This window comes from Nonomuraea sp. NPDC052265, from assembly GCF_044547985.1.
Lineage (GTDB): Bacteria > Actinomycetota > Actinomycetes > Streptosporangiales > Streptosporangiaceae > Nonomuraea.
This window is the reverse complement of sequence record NZ_JBIUBJ010000011.1, coordinates 213,097-230,694: the sequence shown is the minus strand read 5'-3', so window position 1 is coordinate 230,694 and position 17,598 is coordinate 213,097. Positions and strand designations below refer to the sequence as shown.

Sequence of the window (17,598 nt, the reverse complement as noted above, 5' to 3'; positions counted from 1 at the left end):
GACCACGAAGGGGGGAGACCTTGCACCACAACGGTCTGCGTACCGCCATCCTCCTGGGAGGTCTGTCCGCGTTCATCATCGTGGTGGGCGCGTGGCTGGGCGGTGGCACCGGCCTGCAGATCGCGCTGGTGCTGGCCCTGCTGAGCAACGGCGTCGCCTACTTCTTCTCCGACCGCATCGCGCTGTCGGCCATGCGCGCCAGGCCGGTCAGCGAGGTCGAGCACCCCACGCTCTACCGGATCGTCCGCGAGCTCTCCACCGAGGCGCGCCAGCCGATGCCGCGCCTGTACATCTCCCCGACGGTGCAGCCCAACGCGTTCGCGACAGGCCGCAGCCCACGCAAGGCCGCCGTGTGCGTCACGTACGGACTGACCCAGTTGCTTGACGAGTCCGAGCTGCGCGGCGTGATCGGGCACGAGCTGTCGCACGTGTACAACCGGGACATCCTCGTCTCCTCGGTGGCCGGGGCGCTGGCCACGATGATCACGTGGCTGAGCTACGTCGCCGTCTTCTTCGGCGGTTCCGACGACGACGAGGGGCCCGGCTTCGTGGGCGCCCTGCTGATGATGGTCCTCGGGCCCGTGGCGGCCGGGATGGTCCAGATGGCGATCTCGCGGACGAGAGAGTTCCAGGCCGACGAATCGGGCGCGAGGCTCACAGGTGACCCGCTGGCCCTGGCCTCGGCACTTCGCAAGATCGAGATGGGTGCCCGCAGGCTGCCGCTCCCCGAGAACAGCCGCCTCACCTCGGCTTCTCACATGATGATCGCGAACCCGTTCAGCGGATCCGGCTTCGGCCGCCTGTTCTCGACGCATCCGCCCACGTCGGAGCGGGTGGCGAGGTTGGAGCGCATGGCCGGCTACCGCCGCTGACCTTCCCGGCCGGTGAAGTCGAGGGGAACGCGTCTGCCTCGAATGCGCCAGGGCCGCTGAAATCGACCGTGAGCCCCCGATTCGGCTCACCGGTCGAGCTTTCGCCGCTTGCTCTCCGCCTGGCCGTGCTACCGCGATCAGGGCCTTCCAGCCCCGCTCCGGAAGAGTGATCAGGTCCTTGTGGTCCCGCCTGGAAGAGCGATCAGGCCGTTCAGTTCCACCTCGGAAGGCCGCAAGGGCTCGTGTACGGCTCGGCGGGCTTCACCGTTCCCTCGGGTGCTACCCGAGCTCTCCGGCCGCCGTGATCTTCCTCAGGATGGCCGGCAGGTCCTCGGGGTAGAAGGTCTCCTCGGTGTTCTCAAGCTCCTCCGCGCTCCACCACCGATGGCCGGTCGTCGTCTCCTTCTCGATCTGCTCCATGTGATCGAACGAGACGGCGGTGTCGTGCGTCCGGATCGCGAAGAAGGTCTGGTCCTGCGTGATCGCGTAATCGGACCAGACGAACTCGATCGTGCTCGTCCCGTACGGACCGGCGAACTCCGCCGCCTCCCGCCGGATCCCGGCCTCCTCGTACAGTTCGCGCGCGGCGGCCTGCTGAAGCTCCTCCCCGGCCTCCGCCGCGCCGCCGATGGTGAACCAGAACGGCTCGTCCGGCTGTTGCGGATCAAAGCCGTGAAGCAGCAGCACCCGGTCTTCTGCGTCAAGGGGCAGGACGCGTGCCGTGAAGCGGCGCAGAGGGATCTTCGTCACGGTTGCCGAGCTTACGATGCCGGATTCACCCGCTCCAAGGAGAACGCAGGCCCGAGGCACAAGAAGGCGCGTACGCCGCCATGTGCCCCGGATGCCGACCTGTTAGCGGTAGTTCACGAATTGCAGGGCGATGTCCAGATCCTTGCCCTTGAGCAGAGAAATGACGTCCTGCAGATCGTCCTTCTTCTTCGAGCTGACCCGCAGCTCCTCGCCCTGGATCTGCGCCTTGATCCCCTTGGGCCCCTCGTCGCGGATCAGCTTGGAGATCTTCTTGGCGTTCTCCTGGTCGATGCCCTCCTTGAGGCTGACCAGCATGCGGTACTCCTTGCCCGACAGCCTGGGCTCGCCCGCCTCGAGAATCTTCAGCGAGAGCCCGCGCTTGACCACCTTCTCCTTGAACACGTCGAGTGCGGCATCCGCGCGCTCCTCGCTGTTCGCCTTGATCTCGATGTTGTCCTGCCCGGACCAGCTGATGCTCGCCCCGGTGCCCTTGAAGTCGAAGCGGTGTCCGATCTCCTTGACCGTCTGGTTCAGCGCGTTGTCGACCTCCTGGCGGTCGATCTTGCTGACGATGTCGAAAGATGAATCGGCCAAAACACCCATCCTCTCGGCTGTGAAAGCGATATTCGAGATCCCGCCTCTCCGCCGTACGCGAAACCGCTCCGTCGTACGACAAATGCGTGGACCCAGCGAACGAGCCTAGCCAGCATCGGCGCGCCGTGCAGTCCACGTTCGCCGGACGCGGCTTGATGCCGGGCCCTTGGCGACGGATCATGCCTGTGAGCCCACATTTCGCAGTTTCCGATCGTATTGGTAGGGATCATGCGAGTCATCGGAGCCGGCTTCGGCCGTACAGGAACGCTGTCCACGAAGACCGCGCTGGAACGTCTGGGCTTCGGCCCATGTCATCACATGACGGAAGTGCTGCAGAATCCCGTCCACATCCGCCGCTGGCTGGACCTCGCCGAAGGCCGCCCCGTCACCTGGGACACCCTCATGTCCGGGTACGACTCCTGCGTCGACTGGCCGGCCGCCGCGTACTGGCGCGAACTCGCCCATCACTACGAGGACGCCAAGGTCATCCTCACCGTCCGCGACCCCGAACGCTGGCTGGCCAGCATGAACGCCACCATCTTCAAACAGTCCGCCCGCGCCCGCACCTGGTCGGGCCGGACGATGGCCACGATCTCCCGCCTCCTCGACACGGACTTCGCGGCATTCATCCGGATGACCCGGTTGGTCGTGAGCGAACGCGTCTTCGGCGGCGGCATCCCCGACACCGAACTGGCCCTGAAGATCTTCAAAGAACACGTGGAGGAGGTCAAAGCCACCATCCCCCAGGACCGCCTGCTGGTGTTCGAGGTGGCCCAGGGCTGGCAGCCGCTCTGCGACTTCCTGGACGTACCCGTCCCGAGCGAACCCTTCCCCAGAACCAACGACGCGGCAGGCTTCGACCAGCACGCACGCGGGATGGGACGCCTGCTGTTCCGGCGCAGCCGGTGACCCCGATCCGGCTGGGGACAAACTGGTGTCACGTACACCTCGGAAGTCCGCTATTCTTCTGTCTGTCGCCGCGAGAGCGGATGGCACGGCAGGTTGCCCGAGTGGCCAAAGGGAGCGGTCTGTAAAACCGTCGGCTCAGCCTACGCAAGTTCGAACCTTGCACCTGCCACCAGCAGTAGCTGCAGGTCAGAGGCCCTTCGGGGCCTCTTCTGCGTTTCAGGGGTATGCAGCCGTAGGCATCTCTGAGCGGTCGTTTGTCGCTGGTCACGGGATATACGCGGGATGGATCTGGGGGCGTTTCCCCAGGTGGGCGCCCATGATTCGGGATGTGTGCGGGATGCTGTCGCTCTCCAACGCCGAAAGGCCCCGGGGGAAGCCGGAGCCCTTCGAGTGGTGCCGTTTGTGATCTCATGCGGTCAGTACGTCCGCTATCCGCTGGTTGACGATGTCCTCCTGGCCGTCGATGCACTTGGCGTAGACACGCAGCAGGACGTCCACCCCATGGCCGGCACGGGCCGCCACTTCTGGAGCCGGTACGCCGCCGTTGAGCCAGAGCGAGACGGCCGCGTGCCGGAGGTCGTACGGTCGGCGGGCGAGTGGTGAGGCGACCTGGGCGGGTGTGAGCGCGAGGGTACGGGCTTCCTGCCAGACCTCTGTGTAGGCCGTCGAAGCGACTACGCCGCCACGCTCACTGCGGAACAGACGTCCGTCAGGGGCTACGCCGAACTCTGCGATGTGCTGCCGAAGGATCTTGACCAGTTCTGGAGGGATCGGGATCCGGCGGACGTCGTCCTCGCCCCGGTGCTTGAGGCCGCGCAGCTCGTGGGCGTCTCCCGTGTCCGTCCAGCGGCGGTTCACCTCCGGACGTGAGCCGTCGAGGGTGAGCCGTCCCCAGCCTTCCGCCGGAAGGTGGCAGTTCTGCTCCAGAAGACTGACCGCCTCGCCGCGCCGGAGAGCGGCGAAGTACATGCAGGCGAACATGGCCATGAGCCGTTGCCCTCGCCCTTTTCCGCCACGTTGGCGCTTGCCCACGTAGGTCAGTGCCACGAGCAGTTCCCTGGCCTGGCGAGGGTTGACCACGACGCGCGGGTCCACCGTTTCGGTCGTCTTCGGAAGCTTCCACTTGATCCGGTGCAGGGGGTTGGAGGGCAGCTCTTCCAGTTCCACCGCGTACTCGAAGACGTGGTGAAGGACGGCACGCTTCCGCCTGATCGTGTTGGCGCCGGCCTTCTGGCCGTCGAGGCGCAGCGCGAGGACATCCAGGGCCGGACGAACGGCCTTGGTGTCGTTGAGTGCTTCCATGCTCCGCGAGGCCGCTTCCAGCCAGCGGACGGCCCGCGCGATGTCGGCGGGCATGATGGGGCGCTTGTCTTCGGGCAGGAGGACGTACTGACGCAGGGCAGTGCGGAGGAGGCCCGAGTCCGGCCGTCCTGGCTTGTCCGTCGTCAGCGCCGGGAGAGCTGTTGCGAGGGCATCAGACATGCTGTCGCGGCTCTTGGCGGCCGCGTACGGCCAACGCGCCTCGACGTACGCCTTAACGAAGTCCAGGACGGTTCGAGCGTCCTTGGCCTTCGTCATCGACTCGGGGAGACCGGTCTCCAGGTCGAACGCCTCGCCCCGTCGTGCGGCCTGCCGTAGGTCGGTCAGGAAGCTCTCGCCGAGGGCCTTGGTCTTGTACGTCTTGGATTTCTCCCGGCCGCCGACCTTCCAGCGCACCTCATAGGAGGGTGACTTGCTGGACTTGTTTCGGCGGATCTCCCAGAACTTCACGTCGTACGAGGTCGTCATGCTGCACTCCGGAGGGATTCGAGCCAGGCGTCGAGATCGCTGCGGTAGATGCGGAGTTCGCCGTTGGGCAGGCGGATGCCCTTCGGTGCCTTGCCGATCTCGCGCCAGCGGTAGAACGTGCGGCGGGAGACTCCGCCGAGTTCGTCGAGGACCTGGGCGACGGTGAGGAGTTCATTTCGCCTGCTCATGCCGCCCTCCCGACCTCCTCAGTTGCCGAAAGATCTGGTCCGCCCGCTCTGGCCTCCAGTTCTCTGAGGTGGGCTCGCCAGCGTTGGCGTTCGGCCACAGTTCGCAGGAGGCGTACGGCCAGCGGCGGCACATTCGCGTCGCCGGCCGGGACGGGACGCCAGACGTAGCGGTGCGGGTCGGTTGGTTCGGCTGCCTGGCCGAGGGCTTCCAGGACCCAGGTACGGCGGTCCTGCTTGTGCTCGGCGAGCGTCTTGTTCGACCACTTACGGGAAACCAGGACCCGGCGGCCGGCGTAGCCGAGGTGTTCGGCCTTGTGTGCCTTGGAGCGGCACCGGCCCGGAGCCATCCCCGCCTTGGCGTTCTTGGGCTGGACGCCGTAGCGCAGCCAGTTCGGGCAAGACGGCGAGCAAGGTTCGTAGCGCAGGGCATCCACCATGCGCGCGGCGTGCTCGCGCCGGGCCTGGCCGCCGTCGAGGCTGTCCCCGATGGACTTGGTCAGGTACTTGGACAGGTACCGGATGCACTGGTCGGCGTCCGAGGTACCGGCGAGAACACCTTGCACGTCCACCTGGTCACCGAAGCGCAGAACGTGGAGGGGTTCGGCGTCCTCGTCCAAGGCGTCAAGGGCCTCGTCCCAGGTGGGCAGAAGCTCGCCAGTGCTCGGGTCGAGGTAGCCGTTCCCGTCCTGCCAGATGGGCAGGTGGTCGCCGTCGAAGCGCACATCGTCGGTTGAGGGCCACCACACCTGGTGATAGGTGGCCGCAGCTATCTGCTTGATCTCGGCGCGCGGGAGCGTTCCGCGAATGGCCATGTGCAGGTGCGGCGCGAGCCGCTTCTGAGGCTCTACAGCCGCGAAGTACTGCACGTCATAGCCCGCGACCCGGCGTAGGTTCTGCACGAACCGATCGACGAGCTTGGGGAAGTGCAGCGCGTCCCGAGCGGCGCGCCGGTAGTCGTAGGTGTCGGGGTCGATCGGGACGCCGTCGCGGACCTTGCCGTAACTGGGCAGGGTGAGCGTGACGAACAGCGACGGCCGGTAGGTCTTGCCGTCGGTGCTGGTGAAGGTGCGTCCAAGGGTTGTGTTGGTCATCTTGCGCTTGGGCAGGTCGGGTGCGTCCTGCCGCCGGCGGGTCGATCGGGTGCGCTTGGGCACCGCGGACCCGGTGACGCTGCCTCTCATGCCAGCGGCGTTTATCTCGTCATCAAGGCCGGACAGGACGGCGTCCAGGTCGGTGGTGTCGTCGCCGACCTGCTCGGCGGCATCCCGTCGGGCCTGCATGTCGGCGCGGAACTCGATCAGCCAGCGCTGCTCTTCGTTCGACTCGTCGGGTGTGATCGTGGGTTCGCTGTCGAGGTGCCAGCCCTCGCGGCATTGGGCCATGCGGAGCTGCCGGTTGCGCTTGGCGCACGGCGGGCACTTGCTGGCGAGAGTGGCCCCGCAGGGGACATCGATGATCTCGGACTTGCCGGTGACGATGTCGAGCCGCCGCAGCGGGATAGGCCGGATGCAGACGCCGTGGAGCTTGGCGACCTCTACGAGTACATCTCGGGCCATCGGCATGGCTTGGCGGATGGCCCGGGGTAGGGCACGGTCGTGCGGATGGGTCATGCGGTCCTCCCTTCGTCGGTGGTCTCGGTCATCACGGCGCAGAGCCGGTAGTGCTCGTGGGAGGGGGAGGCGTGGACGTGAGGCTGGTAGAGCTCGAAGACCCGCATTCGGGGCAGGTCACGGGCAGTCAGCAGGACCAGGAGGGGGCGGCCGGCGACCCGGCTGATTTCGTCGGCGGTGCAGTGGAAGCAGATCTTCACGCTGCCTCCCCACGCGGGGCGTAGGCGTCGACCATGGCGCGGATGTCGTGATCGGAGACGTAGGCGGCGCGGACTCGGACGGGTTCGGGGCTGGCTTCCAGCCGGACGTAGCCGACGCCCGCGCCCAGCTCCGGGACGGGTGAGATGTGGTCGGCCAGGGCGCCTCGGTCGCGGGCGCCGTCGCCGAGGACCATGTCCACTTGTTCGGACTCATCGAGCCGGAGGGCGATCTTGTCCGGGAAGAGGTTGCGGATGTTCATGACCTCTTTGCGTGGGTCCTGAAGCGCGGCCAGGACGCCCACGCCGACCGCGCGTCCTTGAGTGGTCAGGGTGGCCAGTGCTGCGGTGATGCGTTGTCTGAGTTGCCGGTCGGACTGGTAGGCGGTCAGGAACGCCACCTCGTCAACGACGACCAGGACGAACGGATCAACCACGGTGGGGGTGTGGGAGCGCTGGAGTCCGGCGAACCGAGCCGCCCGCTTCTGCATGACGCACACGGCTTCGTCCAGGAGGTCGGCGCACTCTTCGGGAGTGGCCGCGTACCGATCGCCGAACAAGGCGCGGCCGTAGGACAGCTCCATGAGTTTGGGATCCAGCGCCCACAACTCGACCAGGCCTGCGCTGGCGGCAGGGAGTAGGGAACGGATGACGGACCAGATGATCGACCCCTTGCCAGCCCCGGTCGCTCCTGCGACGAGGACGTGGGTGCCGTGCACCTTGAGTCGCCATGGCCGCCCGTCCTCGCCTTTGCCGATCTCGATCGGTCCCACTGTCGGTTCGTTCGGTATGGCGAGCGCCGGCAGGGGAGAGGCGAGTGGATCGCTGCGTGGGAAGGTCAGCGTCAGCCGCCCAGCGTGAGACAGCGCCACGCGGCACGACTTCGTGCCGAAGCCATGGGCCAGGTGGTCGGTGCGATCGGCCCAGTCCTTGACGGCTTGGCCCTTGAGCATGCGCACGGTGACCACGTCGGCCCACGAGGTACAAGTGACTTTGCCCAGCCTGGGCAGGTAGTCACGCCCCCGGATGTGACGGCCAAGACCAGAGACGATCATGACGGGTTGCCAGTGCCGCCGGTAGATCCAGACGAGTCGCCACCAGGCCAGCAGCCGGTAGCCGACGAGACGGGCGAACGAAGGCCGGTTGAGGAACGCCCAGGAGGCCAGGGCCATGACGACTGTCCCGGACATGGACGCCGCCACGGGCCAGCCGTAGACGTACCAGAGAGCGCCGAGGGCGACGAGGATGGCGGTCGCGATGGGGTGACGCCAGATCGTACGGACGAGTCTGGCGACCGTGCGACCGATGAGGATGATGATGGTCAGGATTGCGGGTGTCTTGACCACGGCCGGGCGGAAGACGACGGCCGTGTCGGGCGTGGTGGAGACGAGGTTGCGCGCCTCGTCGCCAGGCAGCCGCTTGAACATAAGCTTGGAACCTCTCGTGATGTGGAGTCAGGGGAGAACCGAGGGGCCGCCGGAAGTTGCCGCTTCCAGCGGCCCCGCCTCATGTCAGGCCGCCGGGCCGGTGGTGTCCGCGATGGCGTCCTGGTCGTTGGCCGTTTGTTCGGCGTGCAACTGCTCGCAGTCGGCCAGGTAGCGAGCGGCGGCGGTGAAGATCTCGCGGGCGGTGCTCAGGTCGGCGTCGGTGACCGGGCCGGCCCCCGTGGTGGAGATGTGCACGTTCGCCTCGTGGGAGTAGAGCTCCAGGTACGGGCGCGGGCCACTGAGCAGGAGACCAGCGCCAACCTTGAGGTCGGATGTGTGGAAGGAGACGCCGACGTGCGGCGTGGACTCCGGTCGCAGGGACAGGGTGACGTAGGTGTACGGGCGCAGACTCATGCCGCGACCCCCTTGCCGTCGGACAGGCCGTAGAAGCTGCGCTCGACGGAGCGGGCGAAGCGGTTGGCTGCGTGGGCGAGCTGGCGGGCGAACTCCAGATCCTGCACCGTGACCGGTCCGCTGGTGGTGACCAGGACGGAGGTGGCGCCGAAGTCGAGCGCCAGGACGGGCTCACGGCGGGCGAACGGGTGGTTGAGGGTGCGGGCGGCGTGTCCGGTGGTCAGCCGGATCACGCTGTTGCGCGGGGTACGGCGACGAGTCATCAGGCGGCGTCCTTTCCGGCCGAAGCCTTGTTCTGAGCGGGCTGGGCAGTCTGGCGAGGCGCGTACATCTCGCGAACCTTGATCGAGTACGCGAGGCGGCCGGCTGCGTTGACGTAAGGCGTGACGGACATGCCGTTGAACTCGACCGGCGTGAACGGCAGCCCCGGCATCGGTTGCGGGGGCACCGGCTGGACCGGCGCGAGGATCTTGACCGCGACGGTCTTCTGGGCGGGCTTGAGGGTCGGGTCACCGTCCATGACCGCGACCTGCCAGACCAGCTCTGCGGTCTGCTTGTCGCGGGCCTGCACGAACCGGCCGTTGGACGAGGCGTCGAAGTCCTTGACGGGCTCGACCTCGCCGACGATGTAGCAGCCGTGCGGGAAGACCATGGTGTAGCTGACGGGAATGGGTCCCTGGATTGCCATGTGGTTCCTCTCGATAGCGGTGGAGAGCCCTTCGTTCGCTTGTCCACTTGTCCGCATGAGTTGAGAGTAGGCTGTGGCCACTCGTCCGCACAAGTGGTTGAGCCGGAGTGGCGCGGTAAGAATTACCTCACCTTGTAGACATCCTCAAGCTCATGCAGGCTGCCAGGCAGCGCCAGACTCATGGCCAGCAGGACGTTCCCCGCAGGGTCGTGCACCGTCGCCGTCACGTCGAGCACCGGATTGGACGAGCCCAGCAGTTCGACCTCGTCCTTCGTGGGCTTACGCGCGGACAGCCGCTCGGTGATGCGATCGAACCGCACATGCTTGACCGCCTGGAGATGCTTTCGGATGCCGCCCCGCAACGGCTCGGCCTTGTCCAGATCGGTCCCCACCGCAATCTCCAGCGGCACCCACACGGTCTCCACCGCCGAGACAAGATCCGCCTGACGAGCCACCCGCTTACGCACGATCACCGGCGTACGCTCAGCGACCCCGAGCAACTTCGCGACATGCCGAGGCGCCGGAACCCGCGCCACCTCAACAAGACTGTCGGCGCTCTCTCCCTGCTCCGCAGCTCCAAGGCCCGGACGGACGGTCTCGGCCTCGCGTTCCGGCCGGCCCTTCACGAACGACCCGCGCCCGTGCTCGCGCTCGATCCACCCCTGCATGGCGAGCGTCTGAAGCGCCCGCACCACCGTGGTGCGCCCCACGCCCAGCTCGCGAACAAGCTGTGTCTCGGACGGCAGCATGTCGCCGGGGGCGTACTCGCCCGACTCGATGCGCTCCTGGATCGCCTGCATGACCTGCGCATATTTCGGCGGGGCGAAGTCCATGCTCATGTTGGCCGTCCGTTCACTCTTGCGCTTGTCCGCATAAGTACAGTACCGGCTGAGCCAAGACTTGTCAGGCCATGATTAGGACTCAGAACGCCCTGCGAGGAGGCGTACACACTCCTCGCAAGCACTCGCGACGGTCGACATGAACGGCACCTGCCAATCACCGATCACCACGAGCTGAATCGTCTCGCCGCACAACGCCTTGGAAGCGCCACGCACAACCGCGTGCTGCACGAGCGAGAAATTACGACGCTCCGCCCCCACCCCGCACGACACCCGCCGGTCGGTCATTACTCGACCCCGTCAACAAGATCGGCGATCAACGCCGAATATGGCTGCGTCCTACGCAGGTCCGAATAATGCATAGAGATACGACGAGCGGCCCGCACCGGATCAATCGCCGGATGCCAGGCATAGATGACACGACGACGGGCGACATTCCAGCCGGTCCGCCACCAGTAGTGACGACCGTCGCACCACACCACCAGCCCTACCCAGACCGACACCAGGGCGAGCCCGTACCCGTCATGGACATCCGCGCTGACGCCGTTCTGCTCCAGCGCTTCCCGGAGCAGTTCGGCGGAACGCCGCGGATCGATCGAGATCACCACGGGGGCCGTCATTCGGCCACCCGCTCGAACCGCACCGAGCCCGCCCCGTCGAGGTAGGCCCGGAAGATCTCGCGCCGGGTGGCCTCGTCCGGCACGGCCCCGAGCCCGTAGACGCTGTGGACGATCCGCCCCAGCACCGCGCCGGCGTCCACCGACATGCCCCGCATGGCCTTGCGCAGCTCATCCATGGCAGTCGCCTGGAACGAGCTCGAACCGCACGTCCCCAGTTCCTCACCGAGGCCGGACTGAACTCGGACCTCCCACTCGAACGCCTCGCCGGTGGCAGGACCGTGCTCGGCCCCTTCGCAGTGAAGGCACTCAGTGGTAGCCGACGAGGCCGCATCCAACCTCGATGCCGCCACATGCCCACGACGGGTGACGATCTTCCATCCCCGCCCCTCGCATTCTTCGCACCTGACTGGAGTTGTCATGCGGCAGAGCATGAATGGACCAACCGTTTATACATATCCCACGGCGATATACCGCCGAGGCATATAGAGTCCGCCGCACAGCAATGCACAATCTCGGAGTACGAGTTCCGGAGGGTCGCATGCGCGCGAGTGGTTTCCAGCCGATCAAGCTCCCGCCGTCGGTATGGGAACGCGACGATATGCGAGAAAGCCTGAAAAACCGCGACGTCGCCGGACTGTTCCGCCTGGTCGCCAAATACGGTGGAATCAGTCAGGTCCGCATCGCATCAGCGACCGAAATCGCCCAGCCCCGCGTCAACAAGATCTTCAACGGAACGGCCGGCCCCATCGAAGAACTGGCCGTCTTCGAACGCATCGCCACCGGACTCGGCCTGCCCGACCACGCCCGCATGCTCCTCGGCCTGGCCCCGCTCGACACCGCGTCCCCGACAGGAGACCTCGACGACGAGCACCAGGAGCAGACCGACGAACTCACCGCCCGCCTGGAGGCCGCCGCAGCCGTCGACGACACCATGGTCATGATCCTGCGTACGGACACCAACAACCTCCGCCTCCAGGACCGCAGACTCGGCAGCCTCGCCATCGCCGACAAGATGCACGCCCAGATGGCCCAGATCGAACGAGCCCACCGCCACGCCGTCCGTCCACGCATCCGTACTCAGCTCGCGCACCTACTTGCCGAAACAGCTTCGCTGGCCGGTTGGCAGGCCATCAACACCGTGGCCCTCAACGACGCCTGGAACCACTACGAACGCGCCAAGGCAGCCGCCCACGAAGCCGAGGACGCCGCCGTCCTGGCCTACGTCTCCGGCGAACAGGCGTACGTCCTCATGGACCTGGGACGCCCCGCCGAAGCAGCCGAACTCCTCCAGCACATCCACACCACCCACCGCGACCGCGTCCCCGCCCGCCTCAGAACATGGCTCGCAGCGGCCGAAGCCGAAGCCGCGGCCATCCTCGGCGACGAAGACGCGTGTCGCCGGGCGCTCGACCAAGCCGCCCTCGTGCTGCCAGAAGGCGACGGAGACCCGGACATGCCCTACCTGTCCATCAACGTCCACCACTTCGCCCGCTGGCGCGGAAGCTGCCTGCTCCGCTTCGGCGACCCCAGCACCGTCGAGGACCTACGCTCCTCACTCGCCGGGATGGACGGCACCTACAACCGCGCCGAAGCAGGTGTCCGCTGCGACCTCGGCCACGCCCTGCTCGCGGCTGGCGAACCTGAAGCAGCACAGCCTCACATCCAGCGCGCCAAGCAGCTGGCCACCATGACCGGCTGCCGCCGCCAACGCCGCCGCATCGAAGAACTCTCGCGAGCGGTCAACCGCGCTCTCGGCCGTTGAGCCGCTGCTGAGCTTGAAGCAACCCGATCAGCGTCCCGGACGTCCAGATGTCCCCGCGGGCGATCATGTCGGGGATCTCGGCCATCGGAACCCACTCGATCCGATCAGCCTCCACCTCACCCTCAGGCTTACCGACCAGCTCGGCACCATGCACCAGGAACAGAATGTGCTCGGAGTCCACCATGCCGGCCATCGGCTGGTAGCTCACCAGGTGCTCGACCCGTTTCGGCCGATACCCGGTCTCCTCCTCCACTTCCCGCACGGCGGTCGCCATCGGATCCTCGCCGGCCTCGACCAGCCCGCCAGGAAGCTCCCACCCCCACCGATCGAACACGAACCGGTGCCGCCACATCAGCAACACCCGCTCCTGCTCATCCACGACGACAGCGATGGCAGCCCGATCCAGATGCACCACATGATGCTCGAACCGCTCCCCACCAGGGATCTCAACATCGGCCAACCCCAACCGGATCCACCGGTTGTCATAGACCAGCCGCTCGCCATGCACTACCCAGCGCGTCAGCTCAGCGTCATCACCCACACAATTACGCTACCGTCCTAGGCATCCGCAGTACATGGTTCTCCTCGAACCGAGGCTGGGGTGGGATGTCGCATGTGCTACCCGCCTCCGCTGATGGCCGACTTCTTTTTGGCCACTCTGAACCATTAGTCTTAGAGACTAAATGGCCGCAAGCGGTCCGGTTGTCCGAATTCGGTATACCTCGTATTGGTTGGCGGCTCGAGTTATCTCTCGATAGCCTCGATCGCACGGCTCAGCACAAGTCGCGCGTATTCGATGCCCTCGCGATTACACTTCACCCCTTGAATGGTGATTAAGGTCTCGAATGTGCCGTGTGTCCCAGCCTTCCGTCTGACGCCAGAATACGCTCGAACGAGCTCGTCGAGACGATTATTTAGCAGGTCCCTTTTCCGTTCGTTTGACATGTGTCCTTCTAGGGGAATCCTGCCTAGCGCTAATTTGGCGACAAGATCAATTTTGCTGCTATTTTCGTCTATGCCGGACTTCTCTGTGCTAAGAGTTATGCTTGTCATCCCGGATGGGCTTACGAAAGTGCCAGTGGCAGTGTCCGTAGCCTCTATCGCACTGAACCCAGAAAGTGCGAAGGCGATCTCGTTAAGTGTTTCAGACACAGGCACGCGCTTGTTGCTCGGCGATCTGTACTCGGACTCTATCTCTGCAAGCACATCCATGGCTGAACGAAAATTCGCATAGCGAGCGTTAGGGTTCGGATCGCTGCACTTCTGATACCAGCTAAGGAAGTGTTGAGCTGCAGATCCCACCGGCCATGAAGCTAGCTTCTCTTGAAGTAGGCGAGCGTTATTAGCTCGGCCCATAGGGACCGGGTCTGAACCTGTGATTGCGAAGTACGCTAGCTGAGCGAAGGCGTAGATATCTACTTGAGGGCCATGTGCTGCCGCTGACCTCGGGTTGATCATCTGTTCCGGTGCGGCATAGGACAAATTGCCCCATGCTTCGCGTGTCACCTGAGTCGCCTGGCCGAACCAGGCGAGGTCGAAGTCACATAGATACGGAAGCCATTTTTCTCGACGCAGATCGTAGGTAGCAAGAATATTTTGCGGTTTGATATCGCGATGAATCACAGTTCTGCTATGCGCGTGAGCGATCGTTTCTGCCGTTAGAAGCAAGAAACGCACAATATCTACTGGATCTTCGATTATATTCGGAAGATCTTTGAAGTTCGGGCCGTCCACGTACTCCATGAAGAACCCTAGAGGGGCCTCTGTGTAACCACGAACCTTGACTACTCGTGGGTGATCCAATTGCTCCATTGCCCGATAGCCACGCGAGAAAAGACTGCGCTTCTCTGTGTTCCCGTACTCGGTCGGGTGGTAAACCTTGTATGCGAGCTTTTCGGCACGTCCTGTGACTTCGTAGACAGTGCCAAAGCCTCCGCCGCCGATAATGCGCGTGACGGTTCCGAATTCCAGCTCTGTGCCTAAGTCGATCTCCGCGAGCTGCTTGGCGCGATTGAAGGCAGAGATGTAGAGCTGAGAGAATTCAGGGTCATTGTATAGATCTCTATGGTCAGCTCGATTGCGTTCGAACCACCTTAGTGTTGGCGCAAGCATCTTACTGGCTGACCGGTGTCCGACCTTCCGCCAGTCATCCGCCCGATTCTGCAACTGGGAGGTGTAGTCCTCGAGGAACTGCCTTCCTTGTGCAATGATGCGGAGGCGCTCACTTTCCGGCAATTCTTCTCGTGAGATTGGACGGAATCTGGAGCCTAAGACAACCTGCCCAGCGGAGTCGCCTTTAGTGACTGCTACTTGTTCTGCTCCTATAGATGTCAGGCCCCGCACAATAAATTCCGACAGGCCTCCGACTGTGACGTTCCCGAAAGGATCCGCTGCGTCGCCATATAGGCCTTCAAGAAGGCTATATGTGAACAGCCCGTGCCCAAATCGACTATCTTCGATTGCGAACTGTTCGGGGCGGCAAGCAGCCAGTAGGGTGCGAGACTCGGTTCGCGCCGGGAGCCCTCGGTCGATGTCGTCTGTCGATATCTGTTGAAGGCCTCTGGAGATATTCCCTCCACCGGAATGGCAGCAGTCGAGAATGGTGAGGCAGTGGGGTGTTTTCGCGGATATGCGCTCCGTGAAACGTGTTAGATCTTCGAAGCTTATTCCCTCTTCGTAGGGCTCGTGGTCGATTGTTACGAGGTAGGTGCCGAGATCCGTAACGGCTCCGTGACCTGAAAAGAAGAACACAAAAAAGTCGAGATTCTCTTTCATGGCAGCACCCAGGGCGCGCTTGATATTTGATCTCGTAGCTTCAGCGTTGATTATGAGCTCGACCTCGAAGCCGTATTGAGGAAGGCCTAGGTATTCAGCTACGGCAGTAGCATCAGCCACGCAGAGATCAAGTCGCGCGTCTCCCGCATATTCATCTATACCTACACATATAGCGCGCCTTGGGTGTCCCATCTCATCCCTCCGTATCCCATCCGTACTCTGGTAGATCGTATGTAAGGACCTGTAAGTTACGGGCGGACCGAAGCGTACATTAAGGTACATAAGCGTCAAATGGTAGTTTCGGGGCTAGAAAGGGCTAGGGGGCCATGGCGCGTGTGCGAATGGAAACGGTCAGCGGTGACCGGAATCGTGCCAGCTGATTGTCAAGAGCTATCGTGAGCTGACAGACAGTTGTCTGGTCTCACTCGGGGCATTGCCGAATAGCTCTTGTAGGTATCAAGGGCGGCGCTCCGCGCCGCCGGCGCGGCCCTGCGCTCGGCCGCACGCTGCGCGTGCGGCCTGGGGGCCGTTCTCGCGCGCGGCCGTGCTCGGGCCACGCTGGGCACGGATATTCCGGCCGACGCTGATGCCGATAGCGTCACAGGGTGGACAACGGTGATCCCGCAATCCGGCTGTGGAGCAACACCGAGCTCGCCGTCGCGACTGGCCTCGTAGTGCTGCTGCTCCTCCTGCCCACCGTCATCTGGCTTGCCATGACGATGCTGCGCCGCCGCAGATAGCGCTTCCAGCGGGGTACTTCAGCTCCCCAGAGGCGCCCCTGGTCAGTCTGTGTTCCACCAGAAGTTCGGGCGTCGCCGCTGCCGCCACCATGGCCAATCAGGCGATGCGAGCGGATCCGGCGACGTTCGGGCGAGAAAGCTCCTATCGATAGGTAACACCAGGCTGTAGAGATACGGTCGCGCCCAGCGAGGCAACGCGATGAGCACCTGTTCCAGTTCCCCCCGCGGATCGTGTTCCCAACACGCGGGGCATGTGCAGGTGGGCAGGAGGCTGGTGGAGGTGCCGGGAATCACTTCCCGCGTCCAAGCCAGCAGCACCGCCGCCACATAACCCGGCCCCATCCGGGTGTGCTCCAGTGCGATCACCGCGGCCATGGGACGCGGCCCGAGACCGGGAACCTGATGAATCGAGGGTCTGTGGGTTACGCACATGGATCTTCGCGTGCGAACCGCCGAAGGGCGCCTACGCGGCATGGCCCTTTCTGATCGAAGTCATGCCCATGATGATCGCATGCCTACAGCGTGACTTCCATGCCCCGATTGCCGAAGCAAATTACGCCTCCGGCGGGGGCCTCCGGCTCCGGGATGCTCGCCATGCTGGGCGTCAGGACCGTTGGTGGTTGAGGTGGAAGCCTGAGCATCCCGTCGCCATCGCCCCAGGACAAGCCAAGCAGACCAAGGGTCTGGGGTGAAGGTCGTTCCTCCGGTTGGGGGCTCCACCTTCACCCCAGACCCTTGGCCCGCTTCCCTGACGGGTGGGACGACGGCGACGGGATGCTCAGGCAGGATGGCTGCTGGCAGCGCCAGGCATCTTTTCGCACGCACGTACGATCCCCTAATCTGTCGCGAGCATAGAAGCCAAGCGATCAAGACCGGAGGGTCCAGATAGGGGTCTTCTACGACTACTACCGGGCTGCGAACAGGCAGGCCGCCATGGAGAAGCCCAATTACCCCCGTGCCGTGGACAAGCCCATGCCCGGCGTACCGACTTTCGACGCGGTGGACGCCAAGTGGATCGATCCTGACGTGATCCTCGGGCGGCTCATAGCCCTCGTCAGGGAGATCCCGTTCAACCTGGACTTGGTGCAGACGATCAGCGTCTATCCGCCGCCCGAGGGCTCACCAGCGACGATCGAGGAGTGGGAGGCTCTCCCGGATGACTCGCCATACAAGGAAGGGCCGGGAATCGAAGAGCTCCCCGCAGACGTGCGCGACACGCTCGCTGACATCCCGGACGACAGGCTGGGCGAGTTCGCTGAGCAGTGGGAACAGATCGAAGAGTTCGCCGACATACCGCCCGCGACGGGATACCTTCTGGAGCTCGTTACAGAGCTGCGAGGTCTTGCTCAGCGGGCACAGAAGGAAGGCCAGATGATCTATTGCTGGATCGCTGTCTAGGATCTCCTCACGCTCGGTTCGAGCCCT

20 protein-coding genes and 1 tRNA gene are annotated in these 17,598 nt (G+C 64.5%); 6 read left to right on the top strand and 15 right to left on the bottom strand.

Annotation, left to right across the window (positions count from 1 at the left end; translation table 11 throughout):
- The first annotated feature begins 20 nt into the window (after positions 1-20).
- Positions 21-872 (top strand): zinc metalloprotease HtpX, encoded by an 852-nt coding sequence (htpX, locus tag ACIHAD_RS29960; protein WP_397357973.1) that lies wholly within the window; start codon positions 21-23, stop codon positions 870-872.
- A gap of 279 nt (positions 873-1,151) precedes the next feature.
- Here the strand turns inward: htpX and ACIHAD_RS29955 are convergent, their stop codons facing one another.
- Positions 1,152-1,622: an NUDIX hydrolase gene (locus ACIHAD_RS29955; RefSeq protein ID WP_397357972.1), complete on the bottom strand. Its 471-nt coding sequence runs from the start codon at positions 1,620-1,622 to the stop codon at positions 1,152-1,154.
- A gap of 102 nt (positions 1,623-1,724) precedes the next feature.
- The gene (locus ACIHAD_RS29950; RefSeq protein WP_397357971.1) at positions 1,725-2,225 is read right to left on the bottom strand and encodes a YajQ family cyclic di-GMP-binding protein; all 501 of its coding nucleotides are present in this window, start codon (positions 2,223-2,225) and stop codon (positions 1,725-1,727) included.
- Positions 2,226-2,444: 219 nt separating this feature from the next.
- On the opposite strand from ACIHAD_RS29950, the gene ACIHAD_RS29945 reads away from it, so the two are divergent.
- Both ACIHAD_RS29945 and ACIHAD_RS29940 read left to right on the top strand, forming a co-directional pair.
- A complete protein-coding gene (locus ACIHAD_RS29945) occupies positions 2,445-3,125 on the top strand; it encodes a sulfotransferase family protein (RefSeq protein ID WP_397357970.1) in 681 nt (226 codons plus the stop codon).
- Positions 3,126-3,212: 87 nt separating this feature from the next.
- A tRNA-Tyr gene (locus tag ACIHAD_RS29940) sits at positions 3,213-3,297 on the top strand.
- Between the two features lie 236 nt (positions 3,298-3,533).
- Here the strand turns inward: ACIHAD_RS29940 and ACIHAD_RS29935 are convergent.
- The 11 genes from ACIHAD_RS29935 to ACIHAD_RS29885 form a co-directional block, all read right to left on the bottom strand.
- Positions 3,534-4,913 carry a tyrosine-type recombinase/integrase gene (locus tag ACIHAD_RS29935; RefSeq protein ID WP_397357969.1) on the bottom strand — a complete coding sequence of 460 codons (1,380 nt, stop codon included), beginning with the start codon at positions 4,911-4,913 and terminating at the stop codon, positions 3,534-3,536.
- Entirely contained in the window at positions 4,910-5,101 is a 192-nt protein-coding gene (locus ACIHAD_RS29930; protein WP_364326961.1) for a helix-turn-helix domain-containing protein, read from the bottom strand. Before ACIHAD_RS29930 ends, ACIHAD_RS29935 begins: the two co-directional genes overlap by 4 nt.
- Complete coding sequence (locus tag ACIHAD_RS29925) at positions 5,098-6,711, bottom strand: replication initiator (protein ID WP_397357968.1); 1,614 nt, start codon at positions 6,709-6,711, stop codon at positions 5,098-5,100. Before ACIHAD_RS29925 ends, ACIHAD_RS29930 begins: the two co-directional genes overlap by 4 nt.
- Positions 6,708-6,911, bottom strand: coding sequence for a hypothetical protein (locus tag ACIHAD_RS29920; RefSeq protein ID WP_397357967.1), 204 nt, complete (start codon positions 6,909-6,911; stop codon positions 6,708-6,710). The genes ACIHAD_RS29925 and ACIHAD_RS29920 overlap by 4 nt, the downstream gene beginning before the upstream one ends.
- A complete protein-coding gene (locus ACIHAD_RS29915) occupies positions 6,908-8,335 on the bottom strand; it encodes an FtsK/SpoIIIE domain-containing protein (RefSeq protein ID WP_397357966.1) in 1,428 nt (475 codons plus the stop codon). The genes ACIHAD_RS29920 and ACIHAD_RS29915 overlap by 4 nt, the downstream gene beginning before the upstream one ends.
- Positions 8,336-8,419: 84 nt before the next feature.
- Positions 8,420-8,749, bottom strand: coding sequence for a hypothetical protein (locus tag ACIHAD_RS29910; RefSeq protein ID WP_397357965.1), 330 nt, complete (start codon positions 8,747-8,749; stop codon positions 8,420-8,422).
- The gene (locus ACIHAD_RS29905) at positions 8,746-9,012 is read right to left on the bottom strand and encodes a hypothetical protein (RefSeq protein ID WP_397357964.1); all 267 of its coding nucleotides are present in this window, start codon (positions 9,010-9,012) and stop codon (positions 8,746-8,748) included. Before ACIHAD_RS29905 ends, ACIHAD_RS29910 begins: the two co-directional genes overlap by 4 nt.
- The gene (locus tag ACIHAD_RS29900) at positions 9,012-9,437 is read right to left on the bottom strand and encodes a plasmid replication, integration and excision activator (protein WP_397357963.1); all 426 of its coding nucleotides are present in this window, start codon (positions 9,435-9,437) and stop codon (positions 9,012-9,014) included. Before ACIHAD_RS29900 ends, ACIHAD_RS29905 begins: the two co-directional genes overlap by 1 nt.
- A gap of 122 nt (positions 9,438-9,559) precedes the next feature.
- On the bottom strand, positions 9,560-10,276 hold the full coding sequence (locus ACIHAD_RS29895; RefSeq protein WP_397357962.1) for a GntR family transcriptional regulator: 717 nt from the start codon (positions 10,274-10,276) through the stop codon (positions 9,560-9,562).
- A gap of 287 nt (positions 10,277-10,563) precedes the next feature.
- Positions 10,564-10,884, bottom strand: a complete 321-nt coding sequence (locus ACIHAD_RS29890) for a hypothetical protein (protein ID WP_397357961.1) — start codon at positions 10,882-10,884, stop codon at positions 10,564-10,566.
- 8 nt (positions 10,885-10,892) lie between these two features.
- Positions 10,893-11,072 (bottom strand): hypothetical protein, encoded by a 180-nt coding sequence (locus ACIHAD_RS29885; RefSeq protein ID WP_397357960.1) that lies wholly within the window; start codon positions 11,070-11,072, stop codon positions 10,893-10,895.
- Between the two features lie 362 nt (positions 11,073-11,434).
- Here ACIHAD_RS29885 and ACIHAD_RS29880 point away from each other — a divergent pair, with 362 nt between their 5' ends.
- Positions 11,435-12,658, top strand: a complete 1,224-nt coding sequence (locus ACIHAD_RS29880; RefSeq protein WP_397357959.1) for an XRE family transcriptional regulator — start codon at positions 11,435-11,437, stop codon at positions 12,656-12,658.
- On the opposite strand, the gene ACIHAD_RS29875 is transcribed toward ACIHAD_RS29880, so the two are convergent.
- Together ACIHAD_RS29875 and ACIHAD_RS29870 are read right to left on the bottom strand one after the other, a co-directional pair.
- Positions 12,636-13,199 carry an NUDIX hydrolase gene (locus ACIHAD_RS29875; RefSeq protein ID WP_397357958.1) on the bottom strand — a complete coding sequence of 188 codons (564 nt, stop codon included), beginning with the start codon at positions 13,197-13,199 and terminating at the stop codon, positions 12,636-12,638. The genes ACIHAD_RS29880 and ACIHAD_RS29875 overlap by 23 nt on opposite strands.
- A gap of 203 nt (positions 13,200-13,402) precedes the next feature.
- Positions 13,403-15,625: a caspase family protein gene (locus ACIHAD_RS29870; protein ID WP_397357957.1), complete on the bottom strand. Its 2,223-nt coding sequence runs from the start codon at positions 15,623-15,625 to the stop codon at positions 13,403-13,405.
- A gap of 413 nt (positions 15,626-16,038) precedes the next feature.
- Between ACIHAD_RS29870 and ACIHAD_RS29865 the strand changes: the two genes are divergently transcribed.
- Complete coding sequence (locus ACIHAD_RS29865) at positions 16,039-16,173, top strand: hypothetical protein (protein ID WP_397357956.1); 135 nt, start codon at positions 16,039-16,041, stop codon at positions 16,171-16,173.
- Between the two features lie 933 nt (positions 16,174-17,106).
- A complete protein-coding gene (locus ACIHAD_RS29860; protein ID WP_397357955.1) occupies positions 17,107-17,571 on the top strand; it encodes a hypothetical protein in 465 nt (154 codons plus the stop codon).
- Positions 17,572-17,598 lie beyond the last annotated feature (27 nt).